General features: G+C 62.3%; 16 protein-coding genes and 1 pseudogene. 12 read left to right on the top strand and 5 right to left on the bottom strand.

Annotated elements, in window-relative coordinates:
- Positions 1-137: 137 nt before the first annotated feature.
- Genes GHK62_RS04455 through GHK62_RS04445 form a run of 3 tightly spaced genes read left to right on the top strand, consistent with a single transcriptional unit; the run spans position 138 to position 4,005 of the window.
- On the top strand, positions 138-1,727 hold the full coding sequence (locus GHK62_RS04455; protein WP_153437117.1) for a sugar ABC transporter ATP-binding protein: 1,590 nt from the start codon (positions 138-140) through the stop codon (positions 1,725-1,727).
- Positions 1,724-3,040, top strand: coding sequence for an ABC transporter permease (locus GHK62_RS04450; protein WP_153437116.1), 1,317 nt, complete (start codon positions 1,724-1,726; stop codon positions 3,038-3,040). The genes GHK62_RS04455 and GHK62_RS04450 overlap by 4 nt, the downstream gene beginning before the upstream one ends.
- Complete coding sequence (locus GHK62_RS04445) at positions 3,037-4,005, top strand: substrate-binding domain-containing protein (protein ID WP_153437115.1); 969 nt, start codon at positions 3,037-3,039, stop codon at positions 4,003-4,005. Before GHK62_RS04450 ends, GHK62_RS04445 begins: the two co-directional genes overlap by 4 nt.
- A 188-nt stretch (positions 4,006-4,193) precedes the next feature.
- On the opposite strand, the gene otnK is transcribed toward GHK62_RS04445, so the two are convergent.
- The 4 genes and pseudogenes from otnK to GHK62_RS04425 all read right to left on the bottom strand — a co-directional run bounded on the left by otnK (position 4,194) and on the right by GHK62_RS04425 (position 8,613).
- Complete coding sequence (gene otnK, locus GHK62_RS04440; protein ID WP_153437114.1) at positions 4,194-5,477, bottom strand: 3-oxo-tetronate kinase; 1,284 nt, start codon at positions 5,475-5,477, stop codon at positions 4,194-4,196.
- Between the two features lie 3 nt (positions 5,478-5,480).
- Complete coding sequence (gene otnI, locus GHK62_RS04435; protein ID WP_153437113.1) at positions 5,481-6,257, bottom strand: 2-oxo-tetronate isomerase; 777 nt, start codon at positions 6,255-6,257, stop codon at positions 5,481-5,483.
- A gap of 10 nt (positions 6,258-6,267) precedes the next feature.
- Positions 6,268-7,200, bottom strand: coding sequence for an L-threonate dehydrogenase (gene ltnD, locus GHK62_RS04430; RefSeq protein ID WP_153437112.1), 933 nt, complete (start codon positions 7,198-7,200; stop codon positions 6,268-6,270).
- A gap of 71 nt (positions 7,201-7,271) precedes the next feature.
- Positions 7,272-8,613, bottom strand: a pseudogene (locus GHK62_RS04425) (MFS transporter).
- Between the two features lie 197 nt (positions 8,614-8,810).
- Between GHK62_RS04425 and GHK62_RS04420 the strand changes: the two are divergent.
- Positions 8,811-9,845 (top strand): LacI family DNA-binding transcriptional regulator, encoded by a 1,035-nt coding sequence (locus tag GHK62_RS04420; protein WP_153437159.1) that lies wholly within the window; start codon positions 8,811-8,813, stop codon positions 9,843-9,845.
- Positions 9,846-9,862: 17 nt separating this feature from the next.
- On the top strand, positions 9,863-10,540 hold the full coding sequence (gene otnC / locus GHK62_RS04415) for a 3-oxo-tetronate 4-phosphate decarboxylase (protein WP_153437111.1): 678 nt from the start codon (positions 9,863-9,865) through the stop codon (positions 10,538-10,540).
- 98 nt (positions 10,541-10,638) lie between these two features.
- Here the strand turns inward: otnC and GHK62_RS04410 are convergent, their stop codons facing one another.
- Positions 10,639-11,124: a cupin domain-containing protein gene (locus GHK62_RS04410; protein ID WP_153437110.1), complete on the bottom strand. Its 486-nt coding sequence runs from the start codon at positions 11,122-11,124 to the stop codon at positions 10,639-10,641.
- 232 nt (positions 11,125-11,356) lie between these two features.
- On the opposite strand from GHK62_RS04410, the gene GHK62_RS04405 reads away from it, so the two are divergent.
- The 7 genes from GHK62_RS04405 to GHK62_RS04375 all read left to right on the top strand — a co-directional run bounded on the left by GHK62_RS04405 (position 11,357) and on the right by GHK62_RS04375 (position 18,611).
- The gene (locus GHK62_RS04405) at positions 11,357-12,133 is read left to right on the top strand and encodes a FadR/GntR family transcriptional regulator (RefSeq protein WP_184108461.1); all 777 of its coding nucleotides are present in this window, start codon (positions 11,357-11,359) and stop codon (positions 12,131-12,133) included.
- Between the two features lie 40 nt (positions 12,134-12,173).
- Positions 12,174-13,157, top strand: coding sequence for a D-erythronate dehydrogenase (gene denD, locus GHK62_RS04400; protein WP_153437109.1), 984 nt, complete (start codon positions 12,174-12,176; stop codon positions 13,155-13,157).
- Between the two features lies 1 nt (position 13,158).
- Positions 13,159-13,935 carry an SDR family oxidoreductase gene (locus GHK62_RS04395; RefSeq protein WP_153437108.1) on the top strand — a complete coding sequence of 259 codons (777 nt, stop codon included), beginning with the start codon at positions 13,159-13,161 and terminating at the stop codon, positions 13,933-13,935.
- Between the two features lie 85 nt (positions 13,936-14,020).
- Positions 14,021-15,088 (top strand): ABC transporter ATP-binding protein, encoded by a 1,068-nt coding sequence (locus GHK62_RS04390; RefSeq protein ID WP_153437107.1) that lies wholly within the window; start codon positions 14,021-14,023, stop codon positions 15,086-15,088.
- Between the two features lie 152 nt (positions 15,089-15,240).
- Complete coding sequence (locus GHK62_RS04385; protein WP_153437106.1) at positions 15,241-16,557, top strand: ABC transporter substrate-binding protein; 1,317 nt, start codon at positions 15,241-15,243, stop codon at positions 16,555-16,557.
- 97 nt (positions 16,558-16,654) lie between these two features.
- Positions 16,655-17,587, top strand: coding sequence for a carbohydrate ABC transporter permease (locus GHK62_RS04380; RefSeq protein WP_153437105.1), 933 nt, complete (start codon positions 16,655-16,657; stop codon positions 17,585-17,587).
- Between the two features lie 124 nt (positions 17,588-17,711).
- Positions 17,712-18,611 carry a carbohydrate ABC transporter permease gene (locus tag GHK62_RS04375; protein WP_153437104.1) on the top strand — a complete coding sequence of 300 codons (900 nt, stop codon included), beginning with the start codon at positions 17,712-17,714 and terminating at the stop codon, positions 18,609-18,611.
- Positions 18,612-19,084 lie beyond the last annotated feature (473 nt).

The following is a 19,084-nucleotide window of genomic DNA, read 5'->3' as shown; positions in this document are numbered from 1 at the left end:
GAGCCGGCGAATTTGTGCAATAGCCGCGCTGCAGTGGGACTTATAGCCGCTTGACACACTCGAAACGTTTAGAATAGGCTCTCGGAAACATACGAAAATGATCGTGAGATATCGGTGGTGGGGAGGCCGCCAATGTCATGCGCGATGATAATGCGATCTCGCCTCATTCTGGTCCGCATAGCGATGCCCAGCGCACCGTTCTGACCGCCGAAGGCGTGTCCAAATCCTTCGGCGGCATTGCCGCGCTCAAGGACGTGCGTTTCGATCTGCGCGCCGGCGAGATCCACGCCCTCATGGGCGAAAACGGCGCCGGCAAATCGACGCTGATGAAGATCCTTTCTGGCGTTTATCCCGATTATGACGGTCTCGTGCGGGTCGATGGTACGCCGGTGCGCTTCTCGACCGTCAGGGATGCCGAAGCGGCCGGGATCGCCATCATCCATCAGGAGCTGAACCTCGTTCCGGAGCTCCGCGTCGCCGACAACATCTTTCTTGGCCGTGAACGGGTGATCGCCGGCCTCTTCGTCGATCGCAAGGCAAGCCTCGATGCATCGCGCGTGTTGTTGCGTCGTCTTGGCATCGACCTCGATCCCGAGGCCCGCGTCGGTCAGCTGAGAGTCGGCGAGCAGCAGCTTGTCGAGATTGCCAAGGCGCTCTCGCTTGAGGCGCGCATCCTTATCATGGACGAACCGACTTCGGCGCTTTCACCCGGCGAGTGCCAGCGGCTCTTCAAGATCATGCGGCAGCTCGCGGCCGACGGCGTCGGGATCATCTATATTTCCCATCGCATCGATGAGGTGATGCACTTGAGCGACCGCATCACCGTCTTTCGCGATGGCCGCCATGTCTGGACCCGGCCGAGGGCCGAGCTCGACGAAGAGACGGTCATCGCCGCCATGGTCGGGCGCGGCCTGCTCGAGGCGGAGCGCGTCGAGCGATCGACGCAAGGCGGTCCCGTGCTGTCGGTGCGCGGCCTCTCGCTTTCGACGCCGAGCCGGCACGGCTGGCGCGATGTGCTGAAGGCTGTGAGCTTCGACGTCAGCGCGGGCGAAATCTTCGGTATCGGCGGGCTGCTTGGAGCGGGGCGCACCGAGATCCTGGAAACGATCTTCGGTTCGAGCAATGGTCGGCGTGGCGGCGAGGTCAGCCTCGATGGCACGCCGGTCGACATTCGTTCCCCGCTCGATGCCCGCCGCCTCGGCATCGCGCTGGTGACGGAAGACCGCAAAACCCAGGGGCTGCATCTCCATGATTCAATCACCGACAACGTGGCTCTGCCGCTGGTCGGTCGGCTGGCGCGTTTCGGTTTGCGGTCCTTCGATGCGGAGAGTGTGCTGAGCCGGAAGGCCGTCCAGACGCTCGGCGTGCGGTGCGGCAGCATCGACCAGACGGCCGGGACCCTCTCGGGCGGCAATCAGCAGAAGGTGGTGATCGGCAAGTGGCTTGCCACCGGGCCACGGGTGCTACTGCTCGATGAGCCGACACGCGGCATCGACGTCGGCGCCAAACGCGAGATCTACGACCTCATCTTCGCGCTCGCGAGTGAGGGGCTGGCGATCGTGGTGGTAAGCTCCGAGTTGCCGGAACTCTTGCATCTTGCAGACCGTATCCTGGTAATGGCGGAAGGCCGTCAGACCGGGCTTATTTCCCGGGAGGAGGCGAGCGAGGAGCGCATCATGCAACTCGCCGCGCCGCGGGGCGGCGCGCTTGGAAGGGCCGTTGCATGACATTTGTGAGACTACTATCCCGGACGAAACTCTATTGGGGCCTGATCGCCATCTTCCTGATTGGCGTTCTCTCCTCGCCGGTGACCTCGTCGGGGAGAAACATCTTTCTTTCTTCCGGCAACCTTCTCGATGTGCTGCGCCAGGTTTCGACGACGGGTCTTGTCGCCACCGGCATGACGGCCGTCATTTTGACCGGCGGAATTGATCTCTCGGTCGGTTCGATGATGGCGATCTGCAGCGTCGTTTGCGCCATGCTTCTGACCGTGCCCGGCGAAACGCCTGCCGTTTTCCTCGGGATCCCGGCTGTCGGATTGGCGTCGCTGCTCGTCGGCGCGGTCGTCGTTCGCTTCATTTTCGTCAACATCGAAAAGACGCGGGCTGGCGTCGCCAATATCAGGGATGTCCAACTCGATCGGACGCGCGGCACGCTGCTGCCCGCGGTGGGCGGCGTCATCTTGTGCGCCCTCGTCTTGAGCTTCCTGCTGCCGCAGGTGCAGACGAAGTTCGGGGTGCTCGGGGTTCTTTTGGTCGCGCCCGCCGTGGGCTTGCTTTTCGGCGCGATCAACGGCGTGATCATCGTTGTTGGCAGGCTGCAGCCGTTCATCGTCACCCTGGCGATGATGGTGACGGCACTTGGCATCGCCCGGCTGACAGCCGGCCAGAACAACGCGGTTCTGCCCGTTTATACCGGCAGCAACGCCACCGCGGATTTCGACGTGCTTCGCCAGCTCGTCTTCGGCATCGTACCGATGCCGGGCATCTTCTTCATTGCCGCGATCATTCTTTATAGCGTCGTTCTGCGCTTCACGCCCTTCGGCCGATACGTCTATGCGATCGGGGGTAACGAGGAGGCGGCGCGGCTTTCCGGCATCAATGCCGGGCGGGTAAAGATCGTCACCTACGCGATCTCGGGCCTGCTCGCCGGCATCGCCGCGGTTCTCTATGTGGCGCAGTATCGGCAAGGAAAACCGGATGCCGGCGCGGGGCTGGAGCTCGACGCGATCGCGGCTGTGGTGATCGGCGGCACGAGCTTGATGGGTGGACGCGGAAGTCTCGCGGGCACGTTCTGCGGGGTTCTGATCTTCGGTCTGCTCTCCAACATCCTGCAGCTCCACAACATCAACTCTAATCTTCAGCTGGTGCTGAAGGGCGTGATCATCATCGGTACGGTGCTCGTCCAGGAGCGCAACGCCTACGATGTGCTCGCCCATTTGCGGCTGACAAGCCGCCGCCCGGCGCAACGGGAAACGGCCGCGGAGGAGCGGCCGTCAAGAGAGACCTTGTCTCTAACCATGGGAGGAAAGGAAGAATGAAACGTCGTGACATCATGAGACTGGCGGCCTTTGCGGCCGTTCTGGCGGCCACCACCGCCCTCTTGCCGGGCAAGGATGCACTCGCCCAGGACAAGAAGTGGCGCATCGGCTTCAGCCAGGCGACCACCATCGAGCCGTGGCGCGCGCAGTTCAACAAGGACATCATCGCGGAAGCTGCGAAACATCCGGAAGTCGAGCTCATCGTCACGGATGGCGAGGACAAGACGGAAAAACAGGTTGCCGACGTCGAGAACCTGATCCGTCAGGAAGTCGATGCCCTGCTTATTTCGCCGAAGGAATCGGCAGGTCTCACCGGCGTCGTCCAGCAGGCGATCGACGCGAAGATCCCCGTCTTCGTTCTCGACCGCAACGTCGAGACCGACCAGTACACCCAGTTCGTCGGCGGCGACAACAAGCTGATCGGCCGGGCGGCGGGCGAATATGCGGTCGAGCTTCTCGGCGGCAAGGGCAAGGCTCAGGGCAATGTCGTGGAGATCTGGGGCGGCATGGGTACGCAGCCGGCGCACGACAGGCACGACGGCTTCCACGAATTCACCGACAAGGAGCCGGGCATCAAGAACCTGCTCGACCAGCAGTCGGGCGATTGGAAGCAGGATCAGGCCTATAACATCATGGCGACGGCACTCCGCAACAACGAGAAGATCGATCTCGTCTACGGCCACAACGATCCGATGGCCTACGGCGCCTATCTCGCGGCGAAGGACGCCGGCCGCGAGAAGGACATCAAGTTCATCGGCATCGACGCCCTTCCGGGTGAAGGCGTGACCTGGGTCAATAATGGCGAACTGACCGCGACCTTCCTCTATGCGACACCTGGTGCCGAGGGGCTCCGTCAGGCGATCAAGTTCCTGAACGGGGAAAAGGTCGAAAAAACTGTGACGCTCGACACGATGAAGGTGACGAAGGAGAACGCCGGCCAGATCATGAAGGAGAAGGGCCTCTAATTCCCGGGGCGGCTCGGAGTCGGCCCGATCCAATCAGTCGGGTATGGCGCTCATGCATATTGCCCAAAACCGTGAAGCGATTTGGGCATTTCGAATGGCTGCATGTCTTCGTCCTTCAATCGGTTCCGATCGAGGGGAAGCATGCTGCAGGGGGCGGCGGGAGTGGACGAGGGGGCCTCGCCGCCCCTTTATCGCATCATCGCCAGCGCCGTGGCGAAGAAGTCGTCGCCTCCGAAATTGCCGGATTTGAGCGCCATAAGCATCTCGCCTTGTGAGTTGCCGATCGTCCGCAGAACCGGCACGCCGGGCGCGATCTCCGGGCCGATCAGGAACGCCGGAATTCCCAGCCTGTCGACCGTCGCGCCGGAGGTTTCGCCGCCGGCAACGATGAGGCGCCTGACGCCGCGCGCCACCAGTTCGGCGGCGATCGTTGCGGTCGCTGCCTCGATTGCGCGCCCCGATATTTCGCGTCCATAGCGCGACTGAAGATCGGAAACGGCATCCGGCGTGGTGCTGGCGGCAATGATGATCGGCCCTGTCTCCATTCGCTCCCCTGCCCAGGAAAGCGCGGCTGAAATTTCGTCAGGCGCGGCGGTGAGCAACCGTTCGGGGTCGAGCCTCAGGACCGGCATTGCCTGTTCGGCAATGGCAAGCTGGCGAAGGGTGGCGCTGGAGCAACTGCCGGCGACGACGGCTGCATGCCCGCCGACGGGGCGAACGGCATCGGCAGTAGTATCGACCCTCGACGGCACGCGACCGGAGCCCACGAGTGCGCGGGCGAGTCCAAGACCGAGGCCGGATGCGCCGGTCGACACCGGTGCATCGAGTAGAGCCTCGCCGAGGATTTCAAGATCGCGTTCGAAGATCGCGTCCGCGATCGCCGCAGTGGCGCCTTCTGCGCGAAGCGCTTCGATCCTCGCCCGCACCGCGGCCGGCCCGGTAGCTACCGTCGCCAAGTCGATAAGTCCAATGGGGCCGCGAGATTGGCGGGCCAGGACGCGCATCAGATTGGCGTCGCGCATGGGATTGAGAGGATGATCCTTGAGCGGGCTTTCGTCGAGCGGCTGGCCATTGACGAAAAGGTGACCGAGATAGACGGTGCGCCCGGTTTCCGGGAAAGCGGGCGTGACCAGGACCACGCCGCCGCCCGCTGCATCCCTCAGCGCTTCCGTGACCGGGCCAATGTTGCCGGCATCGGTGGAATCGAAGGTCGAGCAGATCTTGTAGAGCACATGGGCCGCACCGCGATCGCGCAACCATTGCTCGGCACGGCTTGCAGCCACGACGGCCTCGTCGGCCACGACTGAACGGATCTTCAGCGAAACGACCACCGCGTCGACATCCGGCAACGGCAGCGACGGATCGGGAATGCCGACCGTCTGCACCGTGCTGAGACCGTTCTTCGTCAGCGTATTGGCGAGGTCTGAGGCGCCGGTGTAGTCGTCGGCGATCGATCCCAGAAGGATGCTCATCGGTTAGCTCCTTGCATACGGCTTGAACCAGTCGAGACCGTCGAGGGTGCGGCCGCGCGGGGCATATTCGCAGCCGACGAAACCGTCATAGCCGATCCGGTCGATCTCTGCGAACAGGTAGGGATAATTCAGCTCTTCGCCGTCCGGCTCATGGCGCGAAGGGACGCTGGCGATCTGGATGTGGCCGGTGATCGGCATGAGGCGCCGGAGTGCCACCGTGACGTCGCCGTGCATGATCTGGCGATGGTAGATGTCGAACTGAAGCTTCAGATTGGCAAGTCCAAGCTCCGCGATCAGCCGCTCTGCGGCGCCGAAATCATTGAGGAAATAGCCCGGCATGTTACGGCCGTTGATCGGCTCGATCAGGAGATCGATCTCCTTCTCAGCCAGCTGCTCGGCAGCGTAGGCCACCGAACGGCGATAGCGGGTCGCAGTCTCGCTGTCGGACGGATCGGCGAGGCCTGCCATCAGATGCAGCCGCTTGACGCCTGTCGCCGCGGCATATTCCAAGCCCCGGTCGATATCCGCTTTGAGCGCATCGAAACGCCCCGGCAGGACTGCAATCCCGCGCTCGCCCGCCGCCCAGTCGCCTGGCGGCAGGTTGAACAGCGCCTGTTGCAGGTTGTTGCGGGCAAGCCGTTCGGCGATCGCCTCCGGCGGCACGTCATAGGGGAAGAGATATTCGACGGCCGTGAAACCGGCCTCGGCTGCGGCGTCGAACCGGTCGAGAAAAGACCACTCGGTAAACATCATCGTCAGATTGGCGGCGAAAAGGGGCATGGTGTCGTCCTTATGCCTTGATCGTGCCTGGCAGTTGCGCGCCGGAAAGCTGCGCATAGAGCCGCGCAAGCGAAGAGTCGTCGTCGCGCCCCATGCCGGCGCCGGAAGCCGCGAGATACATCTGCAAGGCAGCCGCCACGAGCGGCACCGGATAGCGCTCCGCGCGAGCCATATCCTGAACGATGCCGAGGTCTTTTACGAAAATCTCGATGGCACTGAGCGGTGTGTAGTCGCCCGCGAGCACATGCGGGATGCGGTTTTCGAACATCCAGGAATTGCCGGCCGAGGCGGTGATCACCTCGTAGACTTTCTCGAGATTGAGGTCCTGCTTGGCAGCGAAGCTGATGGCCTCGCAGGCGGCAGCGATGTGCACGCCGGCCAGGAGTTGGTTGATCATCTTGAAGGCCGCGCCGGTACCGGCGGCGTCGCCGAGCTCGTACACCTTGGCGGCCATCGCGTCGAGGGCAGGGCGGGCCGCGGCGAAGGCTCGTGCCGACCCGGACGCCATGATCGTCAATTCGCCCTTCGCCGCTTTTGCAGCGCCACCGGAGATCGGCGCGTCGAGATAGTGGAAACCGAGCGCTTCGACCCGCTGCGCGAGATCACGCGCGATCGCCGGGTCCATCGTTGCAGACGAAATGAAGACGGCGCCGGGCTTCATGACGCTTGCGATACCCTCCGGGCCGAACAGGACGGCTTCGGTCTGTACGGCGTTGACGACCACCGAAACGACGATGTCGGCATCGCGAACGGCCTCTCCGAGCGTGCTCGCCCCGCGACCGCCTTCCGCGATGAAGCGCGCGACGGCGGCGGGAGCGACGTCGTAGCCGACGACCGCGAGACCCGCACGCTTCAGCGCCTGCGCCATGCCGAACCCCATCGAGCCGAGGCCGATCACCGCGGCCACGGCACTGCGGCCGGGATTTTCAACATGCAGTGTCATGACGATATCCTCCAGTCTCGGATGTCGGGTTGACCCTCCGGAAAGGCCGGAGGGGTACAGTGTCATTGGTTCTAGCGGTTGACGGTCTTGGCAGGAACCGTCAGCACGGCGAGCGCGCCGACGATAAGAGCCGCGGCCAGGAAATACATGCCCGCGCTGTTGTTGCCGGTGAAGTCCTTCAGATAACCGACCAGGAACGGTCCCAGGAAGCCTGCGAGGTTGCCGACCGAGTTGATCCAGGCGATCCCGGCCGCAGCTCCGGTCCCTGCGAGAAAGGCGGTCGGCAGCGACCAGAAGAGCGGTGCGCAGCTTATGGCGCCTGCGGCAGCGAGCGAGAGGCAGACGATCGCGACGGTGGTGCTCGTCGCTACGGTTGCCGCGACGAAACCGCCGGCAGCAATGACTGCCGGGACGACGAGATGCCAGCGCCGTTCGCGGAAACGGTCCGAAGAACGTCCGAGCACGAGCATGACGACGAAGGTGCAAAGATAGGGGATCGCGGAAATAAGACCGATGTTGAGGTTTCCGGTCACCCCGGTCGCCTTCACGATCGTCGGCATCCAAAAATTCAGTCCGTATTGTCCGAGGACGAAGCAGAAATAGATCAGGCACATGAGCCAGACGCGGCGATCGGTCAGCGCTCCGGCGATGCTGTGCGGGCTCGACGATTTCACCCGATTCTCGGCGTCGATATTGGCCGCCAGCACGTTCTTTTCCTCCTTCGTCAGCCAGTTCGCATGGCCGATCGTGTCGTCAAGATAGAAGAAGGTGGCGATACCGAAAAGGATCGCGGGAACTGCCTCGATCAGGAACATCCATTGCCAGCCGGAAAGGCCATGCGTTCCATGGAAACTATCCATCAGCAGGCCGGAAAGCGGATTGCCGAAGATGGATGAGATCGGGATTGCCGAAGATGGATGAGATCGGGATTGCCGACATGAAGGTGGTGATGATCTTGGCGCGGCGATGCGCCGGGTACCAGGTCGTGAGATAGAGGATGATTCCAGGGAAAAACCCGGCCTCGGCGACACCCAACAGGAAACGCAGGACGTAGAACACGCTTTCCGACGTCGTGAACATGAAAGCGGCGGAGATGACGCCCCACGTGATCATGATACGGGCGATCCATACGCGGGCGCCGACCTTGTTCAGGATGACGTTGCTCGGCACCTCGAACAGAAAATAGCCGATGAAGAAAATGCCGGCGCCGATGCCATAGGCCGCTTCCGACAGGCCAAGCTCGCTCGACATTTGCAGCTTGGCAAAGCCGACATTGACGCGGTCGAGATAGGCGACCACGTAGCAGAGCATCAAGAATGGAACGATTCTCCAGAAAACCTTGGTATAGGCGCGATCCTCGACCGTCCGTTCGAGATGCGCGCCAGCGACCGGCGCCTGCGTTTGCAGCGTCATGATTTCCTCCTCCTCTAGGTTCCCGGGACCCTTGCTCCACCCCGGCGCGGCGCGGCGCCTGTTTGGCAGCGCTGCCATTCTCCCCTATAGGATTTTGGCAGCGCTGCCAAATGAAAAATGGTAGCGCTGCCAAATATTCGGGTTATCTATTGAATCGAACGACAGATCTCGAGCGCCGAGCGGCACCAGGGCTCGGGATGGATGGCAGGCTGTCAGGAGGCGAGAATGTGACTTTGGATTTCAGGCACCATCCGGCGGTGACGCTTGCCGAGGTCGCGGAAGCCGCCGGCGTCGGCGAGAGCACCGTGTCGCGCGTCTTGCGCGATCACGGCTCGTTTTCCAAGAAGACGAGGGACCGGGTGATGGAAGCGGTCGAACGACTCGGCTATGTGCCGAACCGCATCGCCGGCACGCTCGCGTCCGCCGGGTCGCGGCTCGTCGCCTTCGTGATCCCGTCGCTCTCCAACATCGTCTTTCCGGATGTATTGCGCGGGGCGAGCACTGTGCTGGAGGAAAATCAGCATCAGGCCGTCTTCTCCGTCACCGACTACGATCCCGAGCGCGAGGAGGCGCTCGTCGCTGCAATGCTCGCCTGGCGGCCGACGGCGGTGATGCTTGCCGGCTTCGAACACAGCGAGCGCACGCTGAAGATGTTGCGCGCGAGCGGCTGCCGGGTCGTCGAACTGCTCGATCTCGATGGCACGGCGCTGGATCTCGCGGTCGGCTATTCCAATCGTGCTGCCGGGCGTGCAAGCGCCGAGTTCCTGTTGAAGCGCGGCTATCGTCGGATCGGCTATGTTGGGCACGACCTTGATCGCGACACGCGCGCCGGCAAGCGCTTTGCCGGGCTTTCTGAAGCGCTCGGCGCGGCCGGTGCTCCGCTTGCTGATCGGGAAATCTACGCTGGCGGATCGTCGGTGGAAAGCGGGCGGCTGGGACTGGAGCGGCTGCTGGCAAGGCGTCGCGACCTCGACGCGGTCTATTTTTCGAACGACGACATGGCGCTCGGCGGCTATTTTCACTGCCTGGCGCACGGAATCTCGGTTCCCTCACAACTGGCGATCTTCGGTTATAACGGCCTCGATATCGGCCGAGTGACGCCGCAGCCGCTCTCGACCATACGGACGCCTCGCGTCGCGACTGGACGGATAGCGGCGGAACTGGTGGTCACGAACGCGCCACCGCAGGTCGTTGATCTCGGATTCGAACTGGTCGAGGGCGCGACCGCCTGATTTGAAAGGATTTGCCTATGTCCGAGACACGTCTGCGTGAGGAAATCTGCCGTTACGGGCGATCCCTATTCGAACGGGGCCTGACGCCCGGCTCCTCCGGCAACATATCGCTTCGGCTCGACGATGGCGGCTGGCTGGTAACGCCGACCAATGCCTCGCTCGGCTTCCTCGACCCCGCCCGCATATCGCGGCTCGATGCAGCCGGCCGGCTCATCTCCGGCGACAAGCCGACGAAGGAAATCCCGCTTCACTCCGCCCTCTATGAGTCGCGTGGCAGCGCCCGGGCGATCGTGCACCTGCATTCCACCCACGCGGTGGCGCTCACCATGTTGCCGGAGATCGATCCGCGCACCGCGCTGCCGCCGATGACGCCTTACTATCTCATGCGCGCCGGTGAGACGGCGCTCGTGCCCTATTATCGACCCGGCGACCCGGCCGTCGCCGATGCGATCCGCGGACTTGCGGGCAAGTACTCCTCGGTCTTGCTCGCCAATCATGGTCCGGTGGTGGCGGGCGACAGCCTTGAGGCTGCGGTGTTCGTCACCGAAGAATTGGAGGAAACGGCAAAGCTCTACCTGCTGCTGCGCAATCTCAATCCACGCTATCTCAGCCCGGAGCAGGTGGCCGATCTTGCCAAGACCTTCGGGCTCGACCTGCCATCGCTTGGTGGGCATGAGGGGCATGACCACGGGTGATGTCAGCCGGGAGCCAGGGACTCAAACCTGACACGAACGACAAAAAGATCGCCAGACTCTCGGTTCGCGACAGCGGGCTGACCCTTGGCGTTCGATGATCAGTCAGCAACAGTCCGATCTGCGAGTCCGAGAGCCAAAGTCATATCGTTGACGATTCCCAGGTGCGCTTCGATCACGGCAATTTTCTCGGGAGTGTCGGCACAAGAAGCATCGATATCGATAAACAATTGCTCGAAACCGCCCGGGATGACGGTACCGAACATTTGGCCGGGTTCGTCACTGATGTTTCGCCAAGCGTGCCGCACATGCGGTGGCAGAACCACGACGGTTCCTGGTGGCGCGTCAAACTCGTCATCACCGCATTGGAAACGATAGAGGCCACGGATCACGCGAAAGACTTCGGTCTCTCGTGTGTGCGTGTGAGGGGCCGGGCCATGACCTGGAGGCGTGAAGGTCTCCCACATTCCGAATGCACCTCCAGTCTCGGCGGCCGTGGCATGGATAACAACCTTCGCACCAAACGGCGTTTTCGCTATCCGCTCTTTGCCGGGCAAAGAGACGACTGCATTCCGGAAAGTTGACATAGCCACCTCCTTGTCAGTTGCAATCTATATAGCACATCACTCGATGGTAGTTGGTGAGAGCGAGCGGGCCTCTCGACTATTTTTTCTTGCTTGCGTGCGTTGCACAAAATGGTGCGCGCATTTTTGATGCAGTGCCGCGACGAACTTGCCTTGACCATGCCTTCGTTTGCGCAGTCTATTCGTATGACTGATCCGGTGGACCAACCAGTGGATCAGTTGGAGGTGCGGCGCAGTGAATGGCAGTCCCATACTCACGCAAATGCCGAAGATCGGGCGGAGCCTCGAACGCCGCACGGCGCGTGACGTGATTGCCGACAAGCTGATGGTTCTCGTTGCGACCAACATGCTGCATCCGGGCGACGAGCTTCCCGGCGAACGCGAACTCGCCAACGTGCTCCATGTCAGCCGGGAGACGGTGCGCGGCGCCATCCAGATGCTTGCCGCACGCGGGATCATCGAGGTTTCGCAAGGCAGCCGCAGCCGGGTTGCCAATGTCGACCTCAGCGACGTCACCGTCACGATCGCCTCGCCGAATGCCATCGACAGCTATGATCTCGAGGCGGTTCATGCCGCAAGGCTCCATATCGAGCTGAAGGTCGTGGGTGATGCCGCCGAGAACATCGACGACGACACGCTCAGCAAGCTGGAGAGCCTGCTCGAAGCGCAGCGGCTCGGCGGCGACGATGCCATGCGATTCCTGATCTGCGACCGTGAATTCCATGTGGCGATCTATCGGGGTTGCGGCAATCCGCTGCTCTCCGACTTCGTCACCGATCTCTACACCTACATGATGAATTACCGGCGCAGCGCCATGTCCCGACCCGGCGCCATAGATGCCAGCTACAAGGATCACAGCGAGATCGTGGCAGCGCTTGCCCGGCGCGACCGCGAGGCCGTCGTCGCGGCGTTTCGCCATCATCTCATGCGAATCTACGAGACAACGAAGGAATTGCTCGCTGAACACGGGCGGGCGGAAAGGCCGGCAGGCAAGGGTGGGAAGACACGCTGAACCCGGAATTTCCCGGGCCTAAAACGGAGGTTCGCCGCGAATGCATGTCATGGTCATAGGTGCGGCCGGAATGATCGGCCGCAAGCTGGTCGAGAGGCTCGCCGCAGAGCCGGGCGCTCTCGGCTATGAGGTCACCCGGCTTACGCTAGTAGACGTGGTCCAGGCACCAGTGCCCGCGACACTTTCCGCGACTTCGACGGCGCCGGCGGTCGATCTGTCGTCCGAAGGCGGAGCAGAACGGCTCATCGCGTCGCGGCCGGATGTCATCTTTCATCTGGCGGCGATCGTTTCCGGCGAGGCGGAGGCCGATTTCGACAAGGGCTACAGCATCAATCTGGACGGTACGCGTTCGCTTTTCGAGGCGATCCGCCACGAAGGCCGCAACGGCCCCTATTTCCCGCGCGTCATCTTTGCCTCGTCGATTGCCGTCTTCGGCCAGCCCTTCCCGGAAAAGATCGGGGACGAGTTTTTCACGACGCCGCTGACGAGCTACGGCACGCAGAAGGCTATCTGCGAATTGCTGCTCGCCGACTATACGCGCCGAGGCATCTTCGACGGCATCGGCATCCGCCTCCCGACCATTTGCGTTCGGCCCGGCAAGCCCAACAAGGCGGCATCAGGGTTTTTCTCCAACATTCTGCGCGAGCCGCTGGTCGGGCAGGAGGCGGTATTGCCGGTGGACGAGAATGTCCGTCACTGGTTCGCAAGCCCGCGTTCGGCCGTCGGTTTCTTCGTGCATGCGGCGCGCATGGACACGGCGAGCATCGGGCCGCGGCGCAACCTGACCATGCCGGGCCTGTCGGCACTGGTCGGCGAAGAGATCGAGGCGCTTCGGCGGGTTGCCGGCGAGAAGGCGGCACGCCTCATTCGCCGCGAACCGGATCCCGTCATCGCCTCGATCGTTGCCGGCTGGCCCACCGATTTTGATGCCCGGCGGGCGCGCGAGCTCGGTTTCACGGCGGAAAGCAATTTCGACGAGATCATCCGGATCCATATCGAGGACGAACTCGGAGGGAGGATCTGACATGGCGCAGGCGAAAAGATCGGGCGAAGGAAAGATCGTGCTCGTGACCGGCGGCGGTACTGGCGTCGGTCGCGGGATCGCCAAAGCCTTGAGCGCCGAGGGCTACAGCCTCGTGATCACCGGCCGCCGGCCTGACGTGCTTGAGGACGCGGCCGACGAAATCGCGCGGGAGACCGGCGGCACTGTGCGGGCGATCACCTGCGACGTCGGCAACCCGGCTGAGGTCGCTGCGCTATTCGGCGCGATCCGGGACGAATTCGATCGGCTCGACCTGCTGGTCAACAATGCCGGCACGAACGTGCCGCCGGTGCCGCTCGAGGATGTGACGTTCGAGCAGTGGAGCGACATCGTCTCGGCGAACCTGACCGGCGCCTTCCTCTGCACCCAGCATGCCTTCCGGCTGATGAAAAGCCAAAACCCGCGTGGCGGACGGATCATCAACAACGGTTCCATTTCGGCGACGACGCCGAGGCCGAATTCCGCCCCCTATACAGCGACCAAACACGCGATCACGGGGCTGACGAAATCCATCGCGCTCGATGGGCGCGCGCACGACATCGCCTGTGGCCAGATCGACATCGGCAATGCTGCGACCGATATGACCGAGAAGATGAGCACGGGTGTGTTGCAGGCCAATGGAGAGATCGCAGCCGAACCGACCATTCCCGTCGCGCACGTGGCCGAGGCCGTCGTCTACATGGCGAGCCTGCCGCTGACAGCCAACGTGCTGACGATGACCGTCATGGCGACGAAGATGCCGTTAGTCGGCCGCGGATAGGAGAATTCCAAGAGGTCGCTTGCGACGGGCAGGGGGACGGCCGGACGCAGGCGATCAGCATGGGCAGATATTGGGAGGAACGCTTATGGCAGCCGTGGACTTTGTGGACGTCAGGAAATCGTTCGGTGCCTTTCCCGTAATCAAGGGCGTGAACATCGAAATCGAGGACGGCGAGTTCGTCATTCTCGTCGGCCCCTCCGGTTGCGGAAAATCCACGCTGCTGCGGATGCTGGCGGGACTTGAAAACATCTCCGCGGGTGAAATCCGCATCGGCAACCGCATCGTCAATTCGCTGCCGCCGAAGGACCGCGACATCGCCATGGTGTTCCAGAATTATGCGCTCTATCCGCATATGACGGTCGCCGACAACATGGCCTTCTCGCTGATGCTCGCTGGTTCACCGAAGGCCGATATCGACAAGCGCGTCGGCGCGGCGGCGGAGATCCTCGGCCTGTCGAAGCTGCTCGACCGCTATCCGCGCCAACTCTCCGGCGGTCAGCGCCAGCGCGTCGCAATGGGCCGGGCGATCGTGCGCGATCCGCAGGTGTTTCTCTTCGACGAGCCGCTGTCGAACCTTGACGCGAAGCTGCGCGTGGCCATGCGCGCCGAGATCAAGGAATTGCATCAGCGCCTGAAGACCACCACCGTCTATGTCACCCACGACCAGATCGAAGCGATGACCATGGCCGACAAGATCGTCGTCATGCATGACGGCGTCGTCGAGCAGATTGGCGCGCCGCTCGAACTCTATGACAACCCGGTCAATCTGTTCGTCGCCGGCTTCATCGGCTCGCCGGCGATGAACATGATCAAAGGCAGGCTCGATCCGACCGTCGGCAACGCATTCCTCACCGAGGACGGAACGGCGCTGCCGGTCGCGCGCCCCGCCGCTGCCGCCATCGGACATGACCTCGTCTACGGGCTTCGGCCCGAATATATGGCCTTGGACCCGAACGGGCTGCCCGCCGAGATCGTGGTAATAGAGCCGACCGGCTACGAGACGCAGATGATCGTCCGGCTCGGAGGCAGCGATGTCACCTGCGTCTTCCGCGAAAGGGTGAATGCCAAGCCGGGTGACACCATCCGTCTGTCGATCGATGCCGCCCACGTTCACCTGTTCGACGCGGAGAGCGGACGACGCCTGGTCGATTGATGCCGCGCGGCGAGGCAATCGAGGGAAAGAGGAGCCTCGGCCTTGACCGCGCGGAGATGTCCGGCAGGGGCTGGGCATCATTGCCGCCGCATTCGCCAAGCGGGACGGTGAATGTCGGAAGGATGCGCTCCCGCTTTTCCAGGAGGAGTATTATGCCAATAAAGAGACGTGACTTCCTTGCAGCCTCGGCTGCCCTTGCCGGCGTGGCGGGTCTTTCGCCGCTCGGCATCCGCCCGTCCTTCGCGCAGGCTGCCGAGCCGAGCTACAAGCCGGAAGAAGGCGCAACCCTGCGACTTCTGCGCTGGACACCTTTCGTCAAGGGCGACGAGGACGCTTGGCTCGCCAACACCAAGAAATTCACCGAGGCGACAGGCGTCGAGGTGCGCATCGACAAGGAAAGCTGGGAAGACATTCGTCCGAAGGCCGCGGTCGCGGCGAATGTCGGTTCCGGTCCCGACATGGTGATGTGCTGGTTCGACGATGCCCACCAATATCCAGACAAGCTCGTCGACCTGACGGAGCTCGCGAACTATCTCGGCAACAAATATGGTGGCTGGTACGACGGCCTGAAGGGCTACGCGAGCCGCGACGGCCAGTTCATCGCCATGCCGCTGACGGCGATCGGCAACGCCGTCTGTTATCGCGACAGCCACATGAAGGCGGCGGGCTTCAGTGAGTTTCCGAAGGACACGGCAGGCTTCCTCGAGCTCTGCAAGGCATTGAAAGCCAAAGGCACGCCGGCCGGCTTCCCGCATGGCAAGGCCGTCGGCGACGGCAACAACTATGCCCATTGGCTGCTCTGGAGCCACGGCGGCAAGATGGTCGACGAAAGCGGCAAGGTCACCATCAACAGCCCTGAGACACTGGCTGCGATCAATTACGCAAAACAGTTGTACGAGACCTTTATCCCGGGCACCGAAAGCTGGCTCGACATCAACAACAACCGCGCCTTCCTCGCCGGCCAGGTGTCGCTGACGGCAAACGGTGTTTCGCTCTATTACGCGGCGAAGAAGGATCCGGCGCTGGCTGAGCTCGCGGCCGATATCCGCACCACCAACTTCCCCATCGGTCCGGTCGGCCAGAGCGTCGAGCTCCATCAGACGAGTTCGATGCTGCTCTTCAACCACACCAAGTATCCGGAAGCGGCCAAGGCATACATCAAGTTCATGATGGAAGCCGACCAGATGAATGCCTGGATCGAGGGGTCGAGCGCCTATTGCTGCCAGCCGTTGAAGGCCTTCGCCGACAACCCCGTCTGGACCGCCGATCCGATCCACGCGCCCTATGCGCGCGCTTCGGAAACATTGCGTCCGAACGGCTATGCCGGGCCGCTCGGTTATGCTTCGGCCGGCGTCATGGCCGACTACGTGCTGGTCGACATGTTTGCCACGGCCGTGACCGGGCAGATGACGCCGGAGGACGCTGTCACCGAGGCGGAACGGCGGGCAAACCGTTACTATCGCGTCTAGCCAGTTTCGGGCGGCTCTTGAGCGAGCCGCCCGAAGCCTGAAATGCGCCGGCGGAACCTGTCGGCGTAAACTGCGAGATCACCCGCGGAGAAGTTCGATGCCCACCGTACCGTCCGGAAAGCCGCCATCCTTCATGGCTTCGCTCATGCAGAACAACAACGTGCTTGGTTTCCTGTTCATGCTGCCGGCCGCCGTGTTCCTGGTCTGCTTTCTCACCTATCCGCTCGGGCTCGGCGTCTGGCTCGGCTTCACCGACACGCGCATCGGCCGCGACGGCATTTTCATCGGTCTTGAGAACTATATCTTCCTTGCGGAGGACGCGGTTTTCTGGCTCTCGGTCTTCAACACGCTGCTCTACACCTCGGTCGCGTCGATCCTGAAGTTCGTGCTTGGCCTGTGGCTTGCCCTGCTGCTCAACGAAAACCTGCCGTTCAAGTCATTCTTCCGGGCGATCGTGCTGCTTCCATGGGTCGTGCCGACCGTGCTTTCGGCACTTGCCTTCTGGTGGATCTACGATTCGCAGTTCTCGATCATTTCCTGGTCGCTGATGCAGCTCGGGCTGATCGATGGACCAATCAACTTCCTCGGCGATCCGACCAACGCCCGGATTTCGGTTATCGCCGCCAATGTCTGGCGCGGCATTCCCTTCGTCGCCATCTCGCTGCTCGCCGGGCTGCAGACAATCCCGGCGTCGCTGCAGGAGGCGGCCTCGCTCGACGGTGCCACCAACTGGCAACGCTTTCGCTATGTGACCTTGCCGATGCTGACGCCGATCATCGCCGTCGTCATGACCTTCTCGGTGCTCTTCACCTTTACCGATTTCCAGCTGATCTACGTGCTGACCAAGGGCGGACCGGTGAACGCGACCCATCTGATGGCGACGCTTTCCTTCCAGCGCGGCATTCCGGGCGGTCAGCTTGGCGAAGGGGCGGCGATCGCCGTGGCCATGATCCCCTTCCTGCTTGCTGCGATCATGTTCAGCTTCTTCGGGCTGCAGCGCCGCAAATGGCAACAGGGCGGTCAGGACTAGAGCGGGATGAGGAAAAGTGTGCGCGGTTTTCCGCCCGCATCCCGCTCTAACTTATTAGAATCGATCACGTTTATGATTTTGGGTCGATACGACCCCAAATCATCGTGATCCAGGAGGTTTTGCCTTGAACACCACCACGAAAATCCCTGACGACGTCCTTACCGACCACGCGGAGGGCATGAGCTACCTCAACCGCCTCCCGCGCCGGATCGTCGTGCTCTACCTGCCGATGGCGGTCTTCGTGTTCGTGCTTCTGTTTCCGTTCTACTGGATGGCAATCACCGCAGTGAAGCCGAATGCCCAGTTGACCGACTACACCAATTACAGCCCGTTCTGGGTCGTCGGCCCGACGCTCGACCACATCAAGTATCTGTTCTTCGAGACTTCCTACCCAGGCTGGCTGTGGAACACGATGCTCGTCGCCGTCGGCTCCACGATCCTCTCGCTTGCGGCCTCGGTCTTCGCAGCCTACGCGATCGAGCGGGTGCGCTTTACCGGCTCGCGGCCAGTCGGGCTGATGATCTTCCTCGCCTATCTGGTGCCGCCGTCGATCCTCTTCATTCCGCTCGCTTTCATAGTCTTCAAGTTCGGGATCTACGATTCCAGGCTGGCGCTGGTCTTCACCTATCCGACCTTCCTCATCCCCTTCTGCACCTGGCTGCTTATGGGGTATTTCCGCTCGATTCCGTTCGAGCTCGAAGAGAGCGCGCTCGTGGATGGTGCGACACGCTGGCAGATCCTCGTCAAGATCATCCTGCCGCTTGCCGTGCCCGGGCTGATATCGGCGGGCATCTTCGCGTTCACGCTCTCCTGGAACGAATTCATCTATGCACTGACATTCATTCAGTCTTCGGAGAACAAGACCGTTCCTGTGGGCGTACTGACCGAACTCGTGCGTGGCGACGTGTTCGAGTGGGGCGCGCTGATGGCAGGAGCGCTGTTCGGCTCGTTGCCCGTTGTGATCCTCTACTCGTTCTTCGTCGATTACTATGTTTCGTCCATGACGGGCGCCGTGAAGGAGTAGGGGGCATTTTTTGCGGAAGAACGCCGCGGCATTTCGCCGACGGCCGGCACGCTCTGACTCGCACCCGGCACTCGGTTCACGTGCACGGGATAGGCGGGAAGACGCTGATGTCGAGTGGGTGAAACCACGGGGAAAGGTTGGGCGAGGCCTGCAGCGATTTGTAATCGACGGCGCAGGCCCCTGACCGTCAGCTTTTCCAAACGGCTGGATCGATATTTACCACCAGAGCGGGAAAGCTGCCATTCGCCAAAACGGCTTACCACCTGTGTGCGAGCGTGTTACTCAAATGGATGCGCTGGTTTTCGTGACAATTCGAAGACGGTCCCACTGCGCGCCGACAAGTTTCAAAGCGTGTTTCCCATCCACTCGGCCGCGGCGATCGCCGAGCCGAGCAAAATCACCGGCAGCAACAGCGCACCGAAAAACCTGATCATCTGAATGCGGCGCGAACGCCTGTCATGCCGATCGGAAAC

It is taken from the genome of Sinorhizobium terangae, assembly GCF_009601505.1.
Lineage (GTDB): Bacteria > Pseudomonadota > Alphaproteobacteria > Rhizobiales > Rhizobiaceae > Sinorhizobium > Sinorhizobium terangae.
This window is presented reverse-complemented; position numbering and strand designations above follow the sequence as displayed.